We start from the raw sequence: 17,499 nt of genomic DNA, 5'->3' as shown, positions 1-17,499 counted from the left end.
GTTTTCATTTCGACCGATTCGAGTTAACCTCGCGGCATGACCACCGAAGTGAAGCCCAGCCCCAGAGAGCGGCTGCTGGAGGCAGCGGCCACACTCACCTACCGAGACGGTGTCGGCATCGGTGTCGAGGCGCTGTGCAAGGCGGCGGGAGTGTCGAAGCGCTCCATGTACCAGCTGTTCGAGAGCAAGGACGAACTGCTGGCAGCAAGCCTGAAGGAGCGTGCCTTTGCCTTCGTAGCCGGGCTCCTGCCCGGGTCGGACGATGACCGTTCACCCCGCGAGCGGATCCTGCACGTCTTCGAGCAGGTGGAATCACAGGCGGGTGCGCCCGAGTTCCGAGGCTGCCGGTACCTGGCTGTGCAGATCGAGCTCAAGGATCAGAGCCACCCTGCGAGCCGGGTGGCCCACGAGGTCAAGGCGAACCTGACGGCCTTTTTCCGTTCGGAGGCCGAACAGGGTGGCGCGAGCGACCCCGACCTGCTGGCCCGGCAGCTCAGCCTGGTCTTCGACGGCGCCAGCGCCCGCGCGGGAATCCAGGCCGACAACCTGACCGGGCTCATCGCCCCCACTGTGGCCACCCTGCTCGACGCGGCAGACATGCACTGACGCACCGTTCCTAAACAGTGTCCGGGAGTGAGCGTTGTACTCACGTCCCGGAACTGCGCGCATCCCGAACGGTTTTGGATGCGCTGGTCCCCCGCGTTCTCGTTGTCCCTGTCCGGCAACGTGCATCGTGTGCACGCTCCGGGACGGGGCGGCGGGTTTCCTCACGCCCTCGGTCACCACGATTCGCCTGCACGGTCCGATGCCCAGCACCATCACTCTGGTGATGTTGGGGCGGTGCCGTCCGTCGCCGGATCGCCCATCCTGGCCACGCCGTCATCTTGGCAGGCGCTGGCCGGTTCCCTTCGGGCGGCAAGCCACCCGAAGGGAAGCAGGCCCGCAAAGACCGGGCTCTCGTTTCAACACCACAAAATGCCGACCGCCCTGAGACGGACCTCCGGGTTGTTGCGCACACGACAACCCGCCCCGCCTTGAGCGTGACGCCGCAGGTACCGCGAAGCACCCGCGCCGCGCGGCTCCCAGCGTATGGGCGGACGTGACCGGCCCCGACAGCCGAACGCCGACCCTCTGATGACGGAATCGACCTCAGCGCAGACGGTGACGCGGCCCGGATCGGATTGACGCTTGAACTTGCGGATGGAAACCGATCGGTTTACGGTGAGGGAAACCGATCAGTTTCTCACCGAGTAAGGAATCCATGATGGCGACAAACCGGCCGGTGGCACTCGTGACGGGTGCGTCATCCGGTATCGGGAAGGAAACCGCGCTCGCGCTGGTCGCAGCGGGTTTCGACGTGGTCGGCACAAGCCGCGACACCTCACGCGTCACGCCGCTCAGTGGTGTGACGTTCCTCGACCTCGACGTGGCCAGTGATGCCTCGGTCAGCACCGCGATCCGGCAGGTGATCGAGAGGTTCGGACGGATTGACGTCCTGGTGAACAATGCCGGCATCGGCTCGATGGGCGCGGCCGAGGAAACCTCCATCGCGCAGGCCCAGGGCGTCTTCGACACCAACGTCTTCGGGGTCATGCGCATGGTGAATGAGGTCCTGCCGCACATGCGCGCCCAGGGGCGCGGGCGCATCATTAACCTCTCGTCCGTACTCGGATTCCTGCCCCAGCCGTACATGGCCGCCTACGCCGCCTCCAAGCACGCGATCGAGGGCTACACCGAGTCACTGGACCATGAGATCCGCGACCAGGGCGTCCGGGCGCTCCTCGTCCAACCCGCCTACAGCAGGACCGGATTCGAGGCCAACAGCGCGAAGCCCGACACACCTCTGGAGGTCTACGCAAAACAGCGGCACACCGTCGACCGCGTGATGGCGGAGTCGATCAGGGACGGCGACGATCCCGCCCTCGTCGCCAAGGTGATCGTCGCGGCAGCGACCGACGCGAACCCGAAGGTGCGCTATGCCGCCGGCCCTTTGGCCGGACGCGCTCGCATCCTGCACCGCGTCGCTCCCGCCCGCGCCTTCGACAAGCAGATCCGCAAGCTCAACCGGCTGGCTGGCTGACGCCCGCGCTCCATCGGACCCGCAAGAAGAAGCCGCGCATGGAGCGGCACATGACAGAGGTCCAGCTCGAGTTCGACATTCCGGCGGAGATGAGTGACAGCACCGTGCTGCGCCTGGACGCCTACTGGGCTGGCGGGACTGTGGCTGGTGTTCCTGAGCCGACTGCCGTAGGTCAAGCAGATGCCCATGAAGGCCGCCGTACGCTGATGCGCCCGTCACCGCACCGACCTCGACGGGGTCGTGAGCGGCATCACCGGGCTCGTGCAAGCCCTGGACTGCCTGGCCGCCGGCGGCTACGGCGAGTTGCCCGCCGGGCGGTTTCCCGCAACACGCACTCTCCGATTTAAGGGACATCCTCGTGGAAAGTTCGCTCACCCACCGCTTCGTCGACGTGAACGGGGTCCGGCTGCACATCGCCGAGCAGGGGCAGGGGCCGCTGGTCCTGCTGCTGCACGGCTGGCCGGAGAGCTGGTACTCCTGGCGTCACCAGTTCGGGGCGCTGGCGGCGGCCGGATACCGAGTTGTCGCCCCCGACCAGCGTGGCTATGCCCGCAGCGAACAGCCGTCGGACGTCGCCTCGTACACCCTGCTGCACCTCGTCGGCGACGTTATCGCCCTGATCGAGGAGCTCGGGGAGGAGCAGGCGGTCGTCGTGGGTCACGACTGGGGTGCACCCATTGCCTGGACCGCGGCGATGCTGCGCCCGGACAAGGTCCGCGCGGTGGCCGGGCTCAGTATTCCGCCGATTCTGCCCGGCGGGATGGTCCCGCCATCGATCACCCGCACCCAGTACGGCGAGGGTTTCTACCAGGTCTACTTCCAGCAGCCGGGAGTCGCCGACGCGGAGTTCGCCAAGGACATCCCGGACTCCTTCCGCCGCATCCTGGTCGGTGCCTCGGGCGACAACCCGCTCGGCAGGGAGCCCCGCCCGTTGGTCATACCCGAGGGTCTGGGCCTCCTGGACACCATGCCGGAGTCGCCCGCTCTCCCGGCCTGGCTGACGGAGGAGGACATTCAGGCGTACGCCGAGGACTTTGCCCTGCACGGCGAGCATGCCTTCACCGGGGCCTTCAACTGGTACCGGAACATCGAGCGCAACAACGAACTGCTCGCTCCTTTCCGGGGGCGCAGGATCGACGTCCCCGCGCTGTACGTGGTGGGAGACCGCGATATGGTCACCGCACTGCGCGGCCCGGACGGGGGCCCCTCGCTGAGCGAAATGTTGCGTGGCCAGGGCGGGTCGGACAACCCGCTGACTGCTGTCGCGCCTCAACTGCACGGCCCGGTGGTGCTGCCGGGCTGCGGGCACTGGACACAGCAGGAGCGTCCCGCCGAGGTCAACGGCGCACTCATCAACTTCCTCGCCCGCATCGACGGCTCGGCACCCCGATGACACTTCGCAGAATCCGCCTGGCCGGCACCGTCCGGCTGGAGCAGAGCCCACAGCTCACGCGGAAGCAGCCATCGAGCTCAATGACTTCGCCTTCATCGACCGGCTCCGGCGGGAAGGGCCACCCGGCCACGAGCTGCCCGGACGCGGATCATTCGGCGCTCAGGGAAGTCCTCCGCGGACCAGGAGTCCTGATCGAAACCCTGGCCTGTTGCCGCACTGAGCGACGGCATGGAAGCCAGTTCAAGAACTGCTTCCAGCGGACCACCGTGCCCCATGCACGGCACTCCTCGCACCTCAAGCAGCCCAAGACGGTCGCCGACCGTGTCCTGGGCTTTCTGAACAGCTGACTCACCCCAACCAGACAGAGGACGCACAAATGTCAGAGCACAATCCCATCCTGATCACCGGTGCTGCCGGCGAAATCGGTGGTGTGAGCCGAACCATGGTCGACATGCTGCTTGAACAAGGGCACCCGGTGCGCGCGTTCGTGCGGCAGGACGACGAACGCGCGCACTCTCTCCGCCAGGCCGGCGCCGAGGTCTTCGTCGGTGACCTGCTCAACATCGCCGACGTGACCGCCGCGCTGAAGGGCGTCCGGCGCATCTACTTCAGCATGAGCCTGTCGCCGTACTACACCGACGCCGTCAGCCTGATGGCCGCAGCGGCACGGGCTCAGGGCGACATCGAGGTCTTCGTCAACATCTCCGAGTACGAGCAGTCGTTCATGACCTTCGACAAGATGACCGCGCCGGAGGAGGAACGGCGTGCGTGGCTCGGTGGACTCATCGCCAACTGGTCGCCGCAGCAACGGGCCCACTGGATCGCCGAGCAGGTGCTGGACTGGTCCGGCGTTCCGACCGTCAACGTACGGGCGGCCATGTTCGTCGAGAACCCCATCCTGACCTGGCTGGCGCTGGAGCCGCTGAGCAACGGTGAACTGCGCCTGCCCTTCGGCCACCAGCAGCTCGCGCCCATCACGGGTTTTGACGTAGCGGAGCTGTGCGTGAAGATCCTGGTCGACCCGGCTCCGCACATCTCGAAGTCCTACGACCTCACCGGTCCGGAACTGAAGGACATGCACGGGTTCGCGGAAGACTACGCTGCCGTGCTGGGACGCCCGGTCACGTACATTCCCGAAGACGTCGAAACCTGGAACGAGACCTACGTGGACAGCGCCCTGGCTGCGCTGCCGCACACTGCGGAGCACCTCAAGACCCTCACCCGGCTGATGGGCGGCGGGGGCTACCGCGGCATCACCGACCAACTGGAAACCCTGCTCGGGCGCCCGCCGAAGACCGTGCGGTGGGCGCTGGAGAACCATCCGCGCATCCGGAAGCTGGCGTCCGCATGAACCACTGAGCGGTCCGGAGCAGCACCACACTGCCCCGCCGGAGTCCTCAGCCCGAGGAGTCCGGTGGGGTGGATCCCGAGGTGGCCGAAGTACGTCGCCGAGCTGCCTGCGGCGTGGCCTGTGAGCTGGGGGGATCGCACCGGCGTCAGGAAGCCACCTGGCGCTGAAGCGGTCGTCCACCAGACTCCCGCACCGCCGACACGTCAGCGGTGGGCGGCGCGGTTCACCCCGCCGGAACGCCCTTCGTCTGCTGAGTGCCGGCCAAGGCGGCGTTCCACGTCTTGACCACGGGCCGTCCCAGCTGCCTGGAGACCCACACGCCTGCAGTAGGCGGCGGGGCCCATCGGTTGCTGGCGCCAGGAGTCGGCGAGCACCCCGGCGTCGAAGGGGTCGCCTCCGGTGTCGTCCACGAGGCGCATGCGAACCAGCCGACCGCCTGTGGTTCGCCACGCTCTCGCACCTGACACCGCGCCACCGCTGCGCCCAGGTCTTCCCGATGACCCCGGCCACGCTGCCGGCATGGCACCGCAAACCCGTCGCGAAGAAGTGGGACTACACCCAGCGGCGCCGACCCGGACGCCCGCCCACGCCCGCCGCAGTCAAAGCCCTGGTCCTGCGCGTGGCCGCCGATAACCCGGCACGGGGACACCGGCACACCCACGGCGAACTCACCCGCCTCGGCCACAAGATCGCTGCCCCACCGTGTGGCACATCCTCAACCGGGCCGGCATCGACCCCGCCCCACGTCGTACCGGACCGACCTGGAGGCAGCTCCTCCAAGCCCAGGCCGAGCACATCGTCGCCGTCGACTTCCTGCACGTCGACACCATCCACCTCAAACGCACCTACGCCCTGGTCAGGCTCGAACACGGCACCCGCCGCGCCCACCTGCTCGGCGTCACCGCACACCCCACCAGCCCAGGGACCACCCAGGCCGCCCGCAACTTCCTCATGAACACCAAAAACCGCAAGCGCCGACGAACACGGCCGTCACTCACCCAGGCAGTGCTTCCATCCCATCGAGCACATCCCGGTCAGTCGCTCGCCGCCAAGGCCGCACGCGCCGTGGCGAGGATCTCCTCGGAGAGCGGGAAGTCCTTCGTGGCCCGGGCCAGGACGAGCGCCCCGAGCATCGTGCACAACCGGGTGATGCCCTCCACGTCCCCGTCATTGTCAGCGGCCAGCCGATCAGCGAAGCCACGGACGCCCTCCGCGTAGGCGCGGTGGGACTCACGCTCACCGGTTCCGCGCGCCATGTCGGCGGCAAGTCCGGCGACCGGGCAGCCATCCGCCGCGTTGTCGCGGTGCTCGACGGAGAGGTAGGCATCGATCAGCGCTTGCCGGGCGGCTTCTTCACGCCCCGCGTGGCGCTCGAGTGTGACTGTCCAGCGTACGGTCAGTTCGTCGAAGGCGTGGGTGGTGGCTTCGTCGATGAGCGCTTCTTTGGAGTCGAACCGTTTTTGAAGTGCTCTCCTCCCTTCGCAAGCTCAGGAAGGAGATTCCCGTCTACCTTGCGGTGGCGGGCTTGACGCCGCGGGTGCGCCTGACGACTGCCCTCCCGGCAGCCGGGATGAGCGCGTGGCCCGTCCGGTACAGGTGCAAGATGTTGCGAGCCGCGTTGTGGTCAGCGTTGCCCGACCATCCGCAGTTGGGGTTCTTGCATACGAACGTGGCCTGGTCCTGTCGGCTGCCGGGCGTGATGAAGCCACAGGCCGAGCAGCGTCGGGAGGTGTGCGGGGCGGGCACCTTGTGCAGGGTGCCGCCGTACCGGCCGGCCTTGTACGTCAGCATCGTGACCGTCCTGCCCCACGCCTCCTGGCTGATGGAGCGGTTGAGTCCGGCCTTCCGGGCGACGCCTGTCCCCGGCTCGGCGATAGTGCCCCGAGCGGACCTGACCATGTTCGTGATGGTGAGTGCTTCGACCACCATCACGCCGTACGTCCGGGCGAGGCGGGTGGTCGTCTTGTGCTGCCAGTCCTGGTGCCGGCGCGTGGCTTTTGCGCGCAACCCCCGGATCTGGTCATAGGTGCGGTGCAGGCGCCGGCTCGTGCGCTCGCCCGGCTTGCGGTGCGCCTTACGCCGGGCGGCCCGCCGCTCCAGGCGCAGGAGCTTGCTCTTTTCCATGGTGGTCAGCCACTTGTCACGGTCCGCGCTGCCATCCGGGAGGCGAGGCGCACGCCCGTGGTCCTGGTGGTTGCCGTCCGACAGGGCCAGGGGCAGGTTCACCCCGGCGTCGATTCCGACCTGTGCCCCCGGGTGGGATGCGGGCCTGGCTTCGAGACTCTGCACACGGAAGGCGATGTGCCATCCGAGTCCGTCTTTGACCAGCCGTGCCCCGGTGATCCGGGTCTCGGCGTTCGCCTTGTTGCCCACCGGGAGGTCTTTGGTCCAGCGAAAGCGGACACGGCCGGCCTTGGGAAGGTTGGCCATGCCCCAGCGGCGGTGTACTCGCTTGATCTGGAGGTCACGGCCCTGCGGGATGTCCACGCTCATCACGGACCGGAACCGGCCCTTGAAGTTCGGAGCGCTGGCGCGGCCGTCCCAGCAGTTCTTCCAGGCCTGGAAGTACGTCTTGAGGACCGCCTGCGCGGCCTGCGCAGGAAGAACGGCGAGGAAATCGACCTCTCTGCGGGCCTGGCGTATCGCAGCGTCCGCGTTCGCCAGAGTCCGCTTCTCCTTCGGCATCATCTGCCACCACGCATGCAAGCAGTTCCACACCGCGCGGGCCGCATGCGCCTGCTCATCGATAAGGAGACTCCCGGCAGGGGACAGTGCCAGTCGGGCACGGTGCCCGAACTGCCGCTTCTCCCAACCGAGTTCACCCACGACGATCACCATACTACCGGTGATCCATGCCACCACGCGATGGAAGCCGAAGCCCAACGTCAGAACCGGCCGACACGCCATCAACAACCTGCACGCCCACTTGGTGTCCGTCACCAAATACCGACGCAGGTTCAGCGACAAGATGCTGAAGCGCGGAGAACCAGAAGCACCCTGTAGGCCGGGGTGAACAGTGCCGACCCGTGCTCACCCGCGGTCAGAGCAGTCCTGAGATGGCCTTCACCCCCGGCGTAAACGCCGGAGCACTGGCCAAGATCAAAAGGTAGAAGCCGCCGTGGGTCAGGCCGGCGGCCTTCATGAGGTCGGCGACGCTGACGTGTGTGCCCTGCTCACGGAACAGCCGCGAGGCCGTGTCCACGATCCGCTCGCGGTTCTCCTGCGCCTGCGATACGCGGCCCATCGGCCACCTCCCCATTTGGATTTCGGTCACCATCTATTCTAGACTGCTTTTAGATTGCGATCACAATCTAACTTGTGGATCCGATCGCCGGGGCCGTGCGCAGGCACTGGGAGCAGGCAATGGAACTCAAGGACGCGCTCTCAGTGGTTACCGGTGCCAACCGAGGGCTGGGACGCCAGCTGGCCACCCAGCTTGTGGGCGCGGAGCGAAGGTGCACGCGGCGGCGCGCCGTCCCGAGACGGTCTGGGTGGACACCGACATGGCCGCCGTCCCCGCCCGGGGAAAGGCCGACCCCGCCGATGTGGCGGCCCAGGCCCTGGCCGGCATCGAGCAGGGCCTGCCCGAGATCCTCGCCGACGATGCCAGCCGGTACGTCAGGCAGAACCTGGCCACCGCACCGAACGCGGCGTGTCGCCGACCTCTCGGCGCCACCATCTGCCCCTCCCCCACCAATATTTGAGCAACACTGAGGAGACCTGATGCGTTACACGACCTTCGGACACAAGACAGGACTGCGCGTGTCCGAGTACGCGCTCGGCACGGCCAACTTCGGCACCGGCTGGGGTGCCGGCGCCGAGCCGGACGAGGCGCGCCGTATCTTCGACGGGTTCGCGGAAGCGGGCGGCACCTTCCTGGACACCGCGGAGACCTATCAGTTCGGCGAGTCGGAGGAGCTGACGGGAAAGTTCATCTCCGCCGACCGGGACCACTTCGTCCTGGCGACCAAGTTCACCCTCGGAGCCACGCCGCAGCCGAGCATTTCCAAGACGGGCAACAGCCGCAAGAACATGGTCGCCTCGGTCGAGGCCAGCCTGAAGCGCCTGGGTACTGACTACATCGACCTACTGTGGCTGCACTTCCCCGACGAGCTCACCCCCATCGAGGAGATCCTGCGCGGACTCGACGACCTGGTGAGCTCCGGCAAGATCCACCACGCGGCCCTGTCCAACTTCCCCGCCTGGCGCGTCTCACGCGCCGTGACCCTGGCCGACCTCAAGAACTGGGCTCCCATCGTGGGCATCCAGCACGAGTACAGCCTCGTCGAGCGGACCGCCGACCGCGAACTCCTGCCGATGGCCGAGAGCCTCGGGCTCGGCGCCGCGCTGTGGTCCCCGCTCGGCGGCGGACTGCTCACCGGCAAGTACCGCCGCAGCACCGAGGGACGCCTCAGCGATCTGGGGGTGGTCATCCACACCGAGAGCACCGACCAGAAAACCGCCGTCGTCGACACCGTCCTGGCCCTCTCCGAGGAGACCGGCGTGACGCCTGCCCAGCTGTCGGTGGCCTGGGTGCGGGAGCGCGCTGCCCGGGCCGCGACCTCGCTCGTCCCGATCATCGGGCCGCGCAACGTCACCCAACTCGACAGCTACCTGAGCGCTCTGGACGTCCAGCTGACCCCCGAGCAGTTCACCCGCCTGTCCGAAGTCAGCGCGGTCCCGCTCGGAGTTCCTCACGAGGGGATCGCCAAGTCTCTGGGCGGGATCCAGGGCGGCGACGCCAGCCGCGTCATCGCCCCGGCCACGCCGGTGGCCTGACGCGCGAAAGGGGTGGCTCCGATCCCTGCGGAAGGGATCGGAGCCACCCCCTTGCGCGCTTGCCCAGTTGGACGTTGCGGACAGCGGAGCCATCGGCGGTCAGGGAGCCGGCTGTGGTTCGAGGAAGTCGAGCGCCCTTGCCACGAACACGTCGTGGTACTGAAAGATCCCACCGTGCCCGGCATCCGGGTAGAGGGGGACGAGTTCGCTTTGCGGCAGCCGTGCGGCGAGGTCGAGTGTGTTGCGACTCGGGACCATCCGGTCGCTCTCACCGTTCGCCACCTGGGCGCCACCGACCGCCGCTACACGGTCGTCGTCGCATCGGTGGACGGTGGCCCGGTCGAGACCAACGCCGGCTTCTCGGTCTCCCCGGAACACGGCCCCGAGGCACTGGGATTGGCCGATACGGTGATCACCGCTCCCGTGGACCCCACCCGCCTCACCCGCGAACTGCCCGACGATGTCGCCGCCGCCCTGGCCCGCACCCGGCCCGGCACCCGCATCGCCTCCATCTGTACCGGCGCCTTCGTCCTCGCCGCCGCCGAGTTGCTCGACCGGCGCACCGCGACCACACACTGGGAATGCGCGCCCCTGTTCATCAGCTGGTATCCGCACATCCGCCTCGATGAAGGCGTTTTGTTCGTCGACGACGGGGATCTACTCACCTCCGCCGGGGCAGCCTCCGGCGTCGACCTGTGTCTGCACCTGATCCGAAACGACCAAGGCACCGAACTCGCCAACCACGCCGCACGCCGCTGCGTCGCCCCGCCCTATCGCGACGGCGGCCAGGCCCAGTACATCGAGCGCCCCGTCCCCGACGACCCCGGCGCCTCCACCTCCGCAACCCGCCAGTGGGCCCTCGAGCACCTCGACGAACAGCTCACGCTCCCGCAGCTGGCCGAACACGCCCACATGAGCCTGCGCACCTTCACCCGCCGCTTCCGCGACGAAGCCGGACTCCCGCCGCGGCAGTGGCTCATCAAGCAACGTCTCGACCGCGCACGCCACTTGCTCGAATCCAGCCACCTCACCGTCGACCAGATCGCCGCCGACGTCGGCTTCGCCACCCCCGCATCCCTCCGCCAGCACCTGGGCACCGAACTCGGCGTCTCCCCCCTCGCCTACCGCCGCACCTTCCAGGCCACCCACGCCGCGCGCAGCGCGTAGTACGGCGGTCTGGGAGCGCCCCGGCCGCGCACGCGGGTCCAGTCATGAGACCCAGCAGTACAACGGCAGCAGCCCATGCGCGCGATGTCTTGTGTTCCACCAATAACGAAGTTATGTTGCCGCTATGAAACGTGACTTGCTGGGCAGAAGGCTGGTTGTCACCGGAGCGGCACGTGGCATCGGCGAGAAGGTGGCACGCGTGGCCGCCGCCCGAGGCGCTCGTGTGACCCTGATCGGCCTTGAGCCCGATCGATTGCGTGACCTCGCCGATGATCTGGGCCCCACCGCTTCCTGGCGTGAGGCCGATGTGCGCGACGGCACCGCTTTGCGGTCGGCGATCGATGACGCCGCGGAGGTCATGGGAGGCATCGACCTCGTCGTCGCCAATGCCGGCGTTGTGGCCTACGGGACAGTGCGGCAGACGGACGAGGCGTCGTTCGAGCGTGTCCTGGACATCAACCTCAACGGCGTCTTCCGCACCCTCAAGTACGCGACACCCCACCTGGAGCGCAGCCGGGGCCACGTACTGGTCATGGCGTCCGCGCTGTCCTTCATGCCGCTGGCCGCCATGTCCTCGTACGGCGCGAGCAAGGCCGCGACCGAGCTGCTCGCCCTGACCTACCGCCAAGAAGTGGCGCACCTCGGGGTCACGGTCGGCCTTGTTCACCCGTCCTGGATCGACACGGACCTCGTCCGGGGCGCCGAGGCGGACCTCCCCTCGTTCCAGGCGCTGCGCCGACGGTTGCCCTATCCGGGCAACGTCACCACGAGCTCCGACCGGGCGGCTGCTGCGGTCGTCAACGGCCTCGCGCGCCGACGCAGCCGTGTATATGTCCCGCGCGCAGTTGTCGTGGCCAACTGGGCGAAGGCGGCGCTCAATTCGCCGTTGGCATGGCCCTGGGCGAGGCGCTTCGCGGCCCGGGCGGTTCCGTCTCTCGAACGGGAGGTCGCGGCGCTGGGGAGGCAGGACCAAATCACGCCAGGTGCCGATGCCCCCGCCGCGGAGAACAGGTCGTCCTAGTGGCGCATGGGGCAGCGGCCGGCCTCCCGGCTTTCACTGGCCGTGAACGATCGAGTCGTAAAGGCGCGCGCCGGCCTCGTGCGAGGCCTCAGCACGTTCCCGGCTGTCGCCAAGGCCGACAGAGAAATTCACGCCCAACGGCAGCAGCACCTGCACCACCGCGTCATCGAACTCAACGAAATGCTCGGCCAACTCGAGGGTGATGTAGCCGTGGACCACACTCCACAACTGAGCAGCTATGGCCTCGGGTTCCTGCCGCTCGACCCTGCCGGAGCCCACGAGGCGTTCACAGGCTGCGGCGATATGAGCGTGGGCTTCTCGGAACGCCGGCGAATGCCCACTCAATCGAAGGTCCGCGTCCGACAGCGGCCGGTAGGTGGCGCGAGTGGACAGCCCGAACATCAGGTCGTACAAGTGAGGGTTTTCGCGGGCCACTCGACGACAGGTCAGGGCCATGGCAAAGAGATCCGCGATCGGATCCTCCGTCACCGGGACCTGGGCAAACGCCCTGCCGAGCTCCTTGAACCCACGGTCGGCAACAGCTCGCATCAGCTCGGGGACGCCGCCGAAGTGGCTGTAGACCACCATCGTCGAGAGTCCGCTCGCGGTCGCCACCGTTCGCGCCTTGATGCCCGAAGGCCCCTGCTCGGCCAGCAGACCGATTGCGGCCTGCACCAGCCGCTCCGGCGCGTCATCGAGTCTCGCTCGCCCTGACATGTCTCTCACGCCTTTACCGTTGACACGCACTGAATAACTTGGTTATGTAACCAGTCACGGCAATAGTACACATCACGAGTGACTTGCCGACTCGGACACAGGCGCTCGTCCCTGGACACCCCATCACGCGCTGTCCCAGTTTCCTGCCGCCTGCACGGACAGAGCCCGCCGGGGCGATCCCCACCTCATCGCTGCGACACGCGTCCGTGGCTGTCCCCCATGCAATTCCCACTCCCCCATGAACTCAGCACGGGAGCAGAATCCATGCCATACAAAGACAAGGGCCATTTCGAGATCGAAGATCGCGGAGCCGTCCTCATCGTCCACATCGACGGCGGCCCGCACCAGGTGTTCGGCCTCGACATCGCCAACCAGCTGGACAAGTTGGTGGACCGGGTCGACCGAGATCCGGGCATCCGTGCCGTCGTCTTCACCGGGGCGCATCCCGAGCGGTTCGTCAGCCATGCCGCGGTCCGGTGGCTGCAGGAAGAGGGCGCCGCCAGCCCCACGGTGGGCCGGCGTGGCGCCTCCGCCGTGGCACGTGTGGCCAGAGGCGTGGACAGGGCAAGGGTCCCCGGGCGAGTAGTGGACAGGACCCCGATGCGGGGCGCAGGCCAACTCGACCGCCTCCATGCCACGTTCCTGCGGATGAACGCCAGCGGAGTCGTCTTCGTCGCCGCCCTCAACGGTTCGGCGCTCGGCCTCGGCGCGGAATTCGCCTGGGCCTGCGACCTGCGCGTCATGGCGGACGGTGACTTCTTCATCGGCCAGCCGGAGATCCTCCTCGGCATCATCCCGGGCGGTGGCGGCACCCAGCGCCTGACCCGCCTGATCGGCACCCACAGGTCACTGGTCGCCATCCTCGAGGGCAAGCCGTTCACGCCCGAGGAGGCACTCGCCAACGGGGCCGTCGACGAGGTCGTCCCGCAGGACGAGGTCGTCACAAGGGCGGTCGAACTCGCCGAGCACCTCGGCGCCCGCTCCAAAGGGACCGTGGCGGCTGCCAAGAGGGCGGTGTACTTCGGCGGCTCGATGTCGCTGACGGAAGGGCTGCACGTCGAGCGCACCGAGTTCTTCGCCCGCGTCATGTCACCGGAGAGTCAGGAACTCATGCTCGACTACACGGCGACGACCGAGGCCACCGGCGAGCTCCCGCTCTACAACCCGAAAACGTACGCACAGGCGCTTGCCTCGGGCAGTGTGCCGGGGCGCCGCTCGACGAACGGGCGGTGAGCCGGCGATGACCACTCCCCGGTCCGTCACCCGTCACGACGTCACCTTCCCCGCCGGCGACAACAGCTGTGCCGGATGGCTCTACCTCCCCACAGGTGTCGCCTCCCCGCCCGGCGTCATTCTCGGGCACGGCCTCGGAGCCACCCGCGAGATGCGGCTGGACGCCTTCGCCGAACGTTTCGCACAGGCCGGCATCGCCGCCCTCGCCTTCACCTACCGGCACTTCGGCGACAGCGGCGGCCACCCCCGCCAGCTCCTGTCGATCAAGCGTCAACTCGCCGACTGGGACGCCGCAATCGCCTACGTCAAGTCCCGCCATGACGTCGACCGCGCCCGCGTCGCGGTGTGGGGCAGTTCCTTCGGCGGCGGTCACGCCATCGCCGTCGCCGCACGCCATCCCGAACTGCGCGCGGCCGTGGCCCAGTGCCCGTTCACCGACGGTCTCGCCTCCGCGCTGGCGCTGGGCCCGGTCGCCTCGCTCAGGATGACCCCTGTGCTCGCCCGGGATCTGGCGACCAGGGTGCGCGGCAAGGCGCCCGCGATGGTTCCCATCGCCGCCTCCCCCGGTTCACCGGCCCTCATGAACGCTCCGGACGCACTGCCCGGATACGAGGCGCTGCAGCCGCCGGGGACGACATTCCGCAACGAGGTGGCGGCACGGGTCATCCCCACCATCGCCGCCTACCGTCCCGGGCGTGCGGCGAAGAAGGTCACCATGCCGATCCTCTTCTGTGTCAGCGACACCGACTCCGTCACACCTCCCGCCCAGACCCTCCGCTACGCGCGCACCGCGCCCCGGGGAGAGATCAAGAGGTACGGCGCCGGCCACTTCGACTTCTACACCGGCGAGACCTTCGAGGAACTGGTACGCGACCAGACCGAGTTCCTCACCCGCCAGTTGAACCCATCGCCCGCCACGTCGGCTCCCTGACCCGGACCACCGAACGGATCGCAGCACACCGAGATCGCATCACCCCGAGACAGGTACGCTCACCATGAATTTCGCTTCTCTTCCCGACCGCCGCGCCGATCTCAACCCCCATGGGTCCGCCGTCGCGGACGGCCGCCAGTCGCTCACCAACGCTCAGCTCCTGCACCGCGTCCGAGCGGCGGCCCGTCACCTCAAGGACCTCGGGATCGGTCCCGGTGATGTCGTGGCCCTCAAACTGACGAACCGCGTCGAGTTCGTACTGCTGCTGTTCGCCGCCTGGCGGCTCGGCGCCACCATCACGCCGGTCAATCCGAGCATGACCGATGTCGAGGTCGTTCGACAGCTCGACGACTCCGGAGCACGCCTGCTGGTGGTTGAGAACGAAGCGGCCGTCGTCGCGAACAGCGTGGCCACGCTCGCCGTCGGCGAACTGTCCGAAGAAGCAGTAGAGCCGAACCAAGCACCGCATCTGAACTCGTCCGCGCTGGCTCTCCTCATCTACACCAGCGGCACGACCGGGGTGCCGAAGGGCGTGATGCTCGACCACGCCAACATCGACGCCATGGCGGAGATGGGGCGCGAGTCGCTGGAGGTCGGGCCGGCCGACCGCTGTCTGCTGATCCTGCCGCTTTTCCACGTCAACGGCATCGTGGTCAGCATCCTGACACCGCTGCTCGCCGGTGCCAGTGTCGTCATCGCAGGCCGCCGCTTCGATCCCCAGAGCTTCTTCGACCTCGTCGAGCAGGAGCGCCCCACCTTCTTCAGCGCCGTGCCTACGATCTACAGCATGCTCGCGGCGCTCCCGGAGGATGTGCAGCCCGACACGTCGTCCCTGCGGTTCGCGGTCTGTGGTGCGGCACCTGCCTCCGCCGAGTTGCTGACCCGGTTCGAGGCGCGGTACGGGTTTCCGCTCATCGAGGGGTACGGGCTGTCCGAAGGAACCTGCGGCTCCACCATCAACCCCGTCGCGGGCCCTCGCCGCGCCGGAACCGTGGGGCTTCCCTTCCCGGGACAGGAGGTCCGGATCGTCGACGCCGACGGCGTCGAGGTGGCGCCCGGCATGGACGGTGAGGTCGTCGTCCGGGGCGCCAATGTCATGCGGGGCTATCTCGGCAGGCCGGGCGAAACGGCCCGCGTCATCGTCGATGGCTGGTTGCACACGGGAGACGTGGGCCACCTCGACGCCGACGGTTATCTGACCCTGGTCGGACGCTCGAAAGACATGATCATCCGAGGCGGCGAGAATATCTACCCCAAGGAGATCGAGGACGTACTCGCAGGCGACCCGTCGGTGCTTGAGGCTGCCGTCATCGGCGCACCCGACGAAAAGTGGGGAGAAGTGGTCGTCGCCTACGTCCAGCCACGACCGGGCGTAACCGTCGATCCGACGGCGCTCACAGCACTCTGCGCGGGCAGCCTCACCGGCTACAAGCGGCCCACCTCGTACATCGTGGTGGAAGCCATCCCGAAGAACGCGGTCGGCAAAATCGACAAGGCCTCGTTGCGGGCTGCCCACGCCGCGGCCTCTGCCAGGTCGTGATCGACGCGGATGACGCCGCGACCGTGTCAACTACTGCCGCCTGATCCGGGGTCTTGCGGTTCTCAATGTCGCCGAGCTGGTGTCCAGCTTCGGAGGCGACCCCGACGCCCGTGCGCTCGCACGGCATCGAGCCCCCGGCCGCGGGTGACTACGACACGTTCCTCCCGTACGCCTCGGTGGCCGCCGTGATCGGAGACGCGGCGCAGGAGCTCGACTGCCCCGACTTCGGGATGCGACTGGCGCGCAAGCAGGGCATCCAGATGCTGGGCCCGATCGCGGCCTGCTCGCACCAAGCGCCTCGGAACCCGCCACTGCCGCCGTCCTGACGTCGGGCCGACGGCTGCGCGAGGCGGTCGACCGGGCCGTACTGGCGGTCACCGACGGCCGACTGCCCGCATCCGGCGACGTCACGCTGCTCAACCGATCGGCAGCTGCGGCCCCCAGGCCCGCCCTGCACTCGCCATCGCCGACGGGCGCCTGGATCCGGCCGGCACCACGAGCCGCGCCGCCGACCCCACGGCTGCGATGGCGCTCATCGCCCAGGACGCCGTCGACCTTCTCCTGTCCGCCGATATCCGGCGCGTACGCGTACGCGTCTGCGGCGCGGACCACTGCTCCCTGCGCTTTTCCTGGGCCCCCCTGCGCACAACCGCCGCTGGCTCCATGTCCCGCTGCGGCAACCGTGCCAAGGTCCGCCTCCACCAGGCGCGAGCCAGACGGAGCGGGCGCAAGCCGGAAGGCTGACCGGGGAGTTCGCGTCGTTCGCCTGGCTCGACCGCGCTCAGCTCACTCGGCCGGCTTCATACGAAACGCAGGGCCGGGGACGCTCTCGACGTCCTCCGCCTGCACAGGGTGGCCTCGTTCGCAGCGGATCTGGGCGTCGACGGGCGCGCCGCATCCGCGGTGCCGCGCCAGAACGGCCGGGCCCTCCGGATCGGCGCGGTAACGGTCACCCCATTGCAGGAGCCCCATCACGGCTGGCACCAGATCCATACCCTTGCGCGTGATCACATACTTCGGGCGGCTTCGCGAGCCGGGCTCCTTGTAGGTCTCGGTGGCGAGGATCCCTTCCTCCACGAGCATGCGAAGTCGCGTCGCGAGGAGGTTGCGAGGACAGCCGAGCACGCGTTCGAAGTCGCTGAAGCGGGACGAGCCATACCAGACCTCGCGAAGGATCAAGATCGTCCACTTCTCTCCCACTATCTCAAGGGTCCGGGCGATCGAGCAGTTCGAGGTGTCCCGATCGAGGCGAGCGTTCATGCCGGTGCCTTCAAGAACTTCGGTCCA

At 68.1% G+C, this 17,499-nt stretch carries 15 protein-coding genes and 4 pseudogenes; 14 read left to right on the top strand and 5 right to left on the bottom strand.

Features of this window, described 5'->3' with window-relative positions; translation table 11 throughout:
* The first annotated feature begins 36 nt into the window (after nucleotides 1-36).
* The 5 genes and pseudogenes from OG456_RS34165 to OG456_RS34145 form a co-directional block, all read left to right on the top strand.
* Nucleotides 37-606, top strand: coding sequence for a TetR/AcrR family transcriptional regulator (locus tag OG456_RS34165; RefSeq protein ID WP_266567854.1), 570 nt, complete (start codon nucleotides 37-39; stop codon nucleotides 604-606).
* A 658-nt stretch (nucleotides 607-1,264) separates the two neighbouring features.
* Entirely contained in the window at nucleotides 1,265-2,080 is an 816-nt protein-coding gene (locus OG456_RS34160) for an oxidoreductase (protein ID WP_266569520.1), read from the top strand.
* A 358-nt stretch (nucleotides 2,081-2,438) separates the two neighbouring features.
* Nucleotides 2,439-3,473, top strand: coding sequence for an alpha/beta fold hydrolase (locus OG456_RS34155; RefSeq protein WP_266567852.1), 1,035 nt, complete (start codon nucleotides 2,439-2,441; stop codon nucleotides 3,471-3,473).
* Between the two features lie 376 nt (nucleotides 3,474-3,849).
* Nucleotides 3,850-4,824 (top strand): NmrA family NAD(P)-binding protein, encoded by a 975-nt coding sequence (locus OG456_RS34150; RefSeq protein WP_266567850.1) that lies wholly within the window; start codon nucleotides 3,850-3,852, stop codon nucleotides 4,822-4,824.
* Nucleotides 4,825-5,320: 496 nt separating this feature from the next.
* Nucleotides 5,321-5,769, top strand: a pseudogene (locus tag OG456_RS34145) (integrase); the annotation flags it as partial.
* Between the two features lie 89 nt (nucleotides 5,770-5,858).
* Here the strand turns inward: OG456_RS34145 and OG456_RS34140 are convergent.
* The 3 genes and pseudogenes from OG456_RS34140 to OG456_RS34130 form a co-directional block, all read right to left on the bottom strand.
* Nucleotides 5,859-6,284, bottom strand: a pseudogene (locus OG456_RS34140) (TetR/AcrR family transcriptional regulator); the annotation flags it as partial.
* A 46-nt stretch (nucleotides 6,285-6,330) separates the two neighbouring features.
* Complete coding sequence (locus OG456_RS34135; protein ID WP_266567848.1) at nucleotides 6,331-7,650, bottom strand: transposase; 1,320 nt, start codon at nucleotides 7,648-7,650, stop codon at nucleotides 6,331-6,333.
* A 280-nt stretch (nucleotides 7,651-7,930) separates the two neighbouring features.
* Nucleotides 7,931-8,068, bottom strand: a pseudogene (locus OG456_RS34130) (TetR family transcriptional regulator); the annotation flags it as partial.
* A 119-nt stretch (nucleotides 8,069-8,187) separates the two neighbouring features.
* Between OG456_RS34130 and OG456_RS34125 the strand changes: the two are divergent.
* The 4 genes and pseudogenes from OG456_RS34125 (at nucleotide 8,188) to OG456_RS34110 (ending at nucleotide 11,791) form a co-directional block, all read left to right on the top strand.
* A pseudogene (locus OG456_RS34125) lies at nucleotides 8,188-8,528 on the top strand (hypothetical protein).
* Nucleotides 8,529-8,547: 19 nt separating this feature from the next.
* Nucleotides 8,548-9,603, top strand: a complete 1,056-nt coding sequence (locus OG456_RS34120; protein ID WP_266567846.1) for an aldo/keto reductase — start codon at nucleotides 8,548-8,550, stop codon at nucleotides 9,601-9,603.
* 174 nt (nucleotides 9,604-9,777) lie between these two features.
* Nucleotides 9,778-10,770, top strand: coding sequence for a GlxA family transcriptional regulator (locus OG456_RS34115; RefSeq protein WP_266567844.1), 993 nt, complete (start codon nucleotides 9,778-9,780; stop codon nucleotides 10,768-10,770).
* A gap of 124 nt (nucleotides 10,771-10,894) precedes the next feature.
* Nucleotides 10,895-11,791 (top strand): short-chain dehydrogenase/reductase, encoded by an 897-nt coding sequence (locus OG456_RS34110; RefSeq protein WP_266567842.1) that lies wholly within the window; start codon nucleotides 10,895-10,897, stop codon nucleotides 11,789-11,791.
* A gap of 33 nt (nucleotides 11,792-11,824) precedes the next feature.
* Here OG456_RS34110 and OG456_RS34105 read toward each other — a convergent pair whose 3' ends face one another.
* Nucleotides 11,825-12,508 carry a TetR/AcrR family transcriptional regulator gene (locus tag OG456_RS34105; RefSeq protein WP_266567840.1) on the bottom strand — a complete coding sequence of 228 codons (684 nt, stop codon included), beginning with the start codon at nucleotides 12,506-12,508 and terminating at the stop codon, nucleotides 11,825-11,827.
* A 264-nt stretch (nucleotides 12,509-12,772) separates the two neighbouring features.
* Here OG456_RS34105 and OG456_RS34100 point away from each other — a divergent pair, with 264 nt between their 5' ends.
* From OG456_RS34100 to OG456_RS34080, 5 genes are all read left to right on the top strand, one after another.
* Nucleotides 12,773-13,741, top strand: coding sequence for an enoyl-CoA hydratase/isomerase family protein (locus OG456_RS34100; protein WP_266567838.1), 969 nt, complete (start codon nucleotides 12,773-12,775; stop codon nucleotides 13,739-13,741).
* 7 nt (nucleotides 13,742-13,748) lie between these two features.
* Entirely contained in the window at nucleotides 13,749-14,672 is a 924-nt protein-coding gene (locus OG456_RS34095; protein ID WP_266567836.1) for an alpha/beta hydrolase, read from the top strand.
* Between the two features lie 64 nt (nucleotides 14,673-14,736).
* Nucleotides 14,737-16,212 carry a class I adenylate-forming enzyme family protein gene (locus OG456_RS34090; protein WP_266567834.1) on the top strand — a complete coding sequence of 492 codons (1,476 nt, stop codon included), beginning with the start codon at nucleotides 14,737-14,739 and terminating at the stop codon, nucleotides 16,210-16,212.
* A 110-nt stretch (nucleotides 16,213-16,322) separates the two neighbouring features.
* Nucleotides 16,323-16,538, top strand: coding sequence for an AraC family transcriptional regulator ligand-binding domain-containing protein (locus tag OG456_RS34085; protein WP_266567832.1), 216 nt, complete (start codon nucleotides 16,323-16,325; stop codon nucleotides 16,536-16,538).
* 199 nt (nucleotides 16,539-16,737) lie between these two features.
* Nucleotides 16,738-16,956 (top strand): CGNR zinc finger domain-containing protein, encoded by a 219-nt coding sequence (locus tag OG456_RS34080; RefSeq protein ID WP_266567830.1) that lies wholly within the window; start codon nucleotides 16,738-16,740, stop codon nucleotides 16,954-16,956.
* A 42-nt stretch (nucleotides 16,957-16,998) separates the two neighbouring features.
* On the opposite strand, the gene OG456_RS34075 is transcribed toward OG456_RS34080, so the two are convergent.
* Nucleotides 16,999-17,472, bottom strand: a complete 474-nt coding sequence (locus OG456_RS34075) for a helix-turn-helix domain-containing protein (protein WP_323136416.1) — start codon at nucleotides 17,470-17,472, stop codon at nucleotides 16,999-17,001.
* Nucleotides 17,473-17,499 lie beyond the last annotated feature (27 nt).

The sequence above is a fragment of the Streptomyces sp. NBC_01446 genome, from assembly GCF_026340095.1.
Lineage (GTDB): Bacteria > Actinomycetota > Actinomycetes > Streptomycetales > Streptomycetaceae > Streptomyces > Streptomyces aureus.
This window is presented reverse-complemented; position numbering and strand designations above follow the sequence as displayed.

Coding starts and splice junctions, on each gene's coding strand:
- OG456_RS34165 (WP_266567854.1), top strand. CDS start 37: ATGACCACCGAAGTGAAGCCCAGCCCCAGAGAGCGGCTGCTGGAGGCA.
- OG456_RS34160 (WP_266569520.1), top strand. CDS start 1,265: ATGGCGACAAACCGGCCGGTGGCACTCGTGACGGGTGCGTCATCCGGT.
- OG456_RS34150 (WP_266567850.1), top strand. CDS start 3,850: ATGTCAGAGCACAATCCCATCCTGATCACCGGTGCTGCCGGCGAAATC.
- OG456_RS34120 (WP_266567846.1), top strand. CDS start 8,548: ATGCGTTACACGACCTTCGGACACAAGACAGGACTGCGCGTGTCCGAG.
- OG456_RS34110 (WP_266567842.1), top strand. CDS start 10,895: ATGAAACGTGACTTGCTGGGCAGAAGGCTGGTTGTCACCGGAGCGGCA.
- OG456_RS34105 (WP_266567840.1), bottom strand. CDS start 12,508: ATGTCAGGGCGAGCGAGACTCGATGACGCGCCGGAGCGGCTGGTGCAG.
- OG456_RS34100 (WP_266567838.1), top strand. CDS start 12,773: ATGCCATACAAAGACAAGGGCCATTTCGAGATCGAAGATCGCGGAGCC.
- OG456_RS34095 (WP_266567836.1), top strand. CDS start 13,749: ATGACCACTCCCCGGTCCGTCACCCGTCACGACGTCACCTTCCCCGCC.
- OG456_RS34090 (WP_266567834.1), top strand. CDS start 14,737: ATGAATTTCGCTTCTCTTCCCGACCGCCGCGCCGATCTCAACCCCCAT.
- OG456_RS34080 (WP_266567830.1), top strand. CDS start 16,738: ATGGCGCTCATCGCCCAGGACGCCGTCGACCTTCTCCTGTCCGCCGAT.
- OG456_RS34075 (WP_323136416.1), bottom strand. CDS start 17,472: ATGAACGCTCGCCTCGATCGGGACACCTCGAACTGCTCGATCGCCCGG.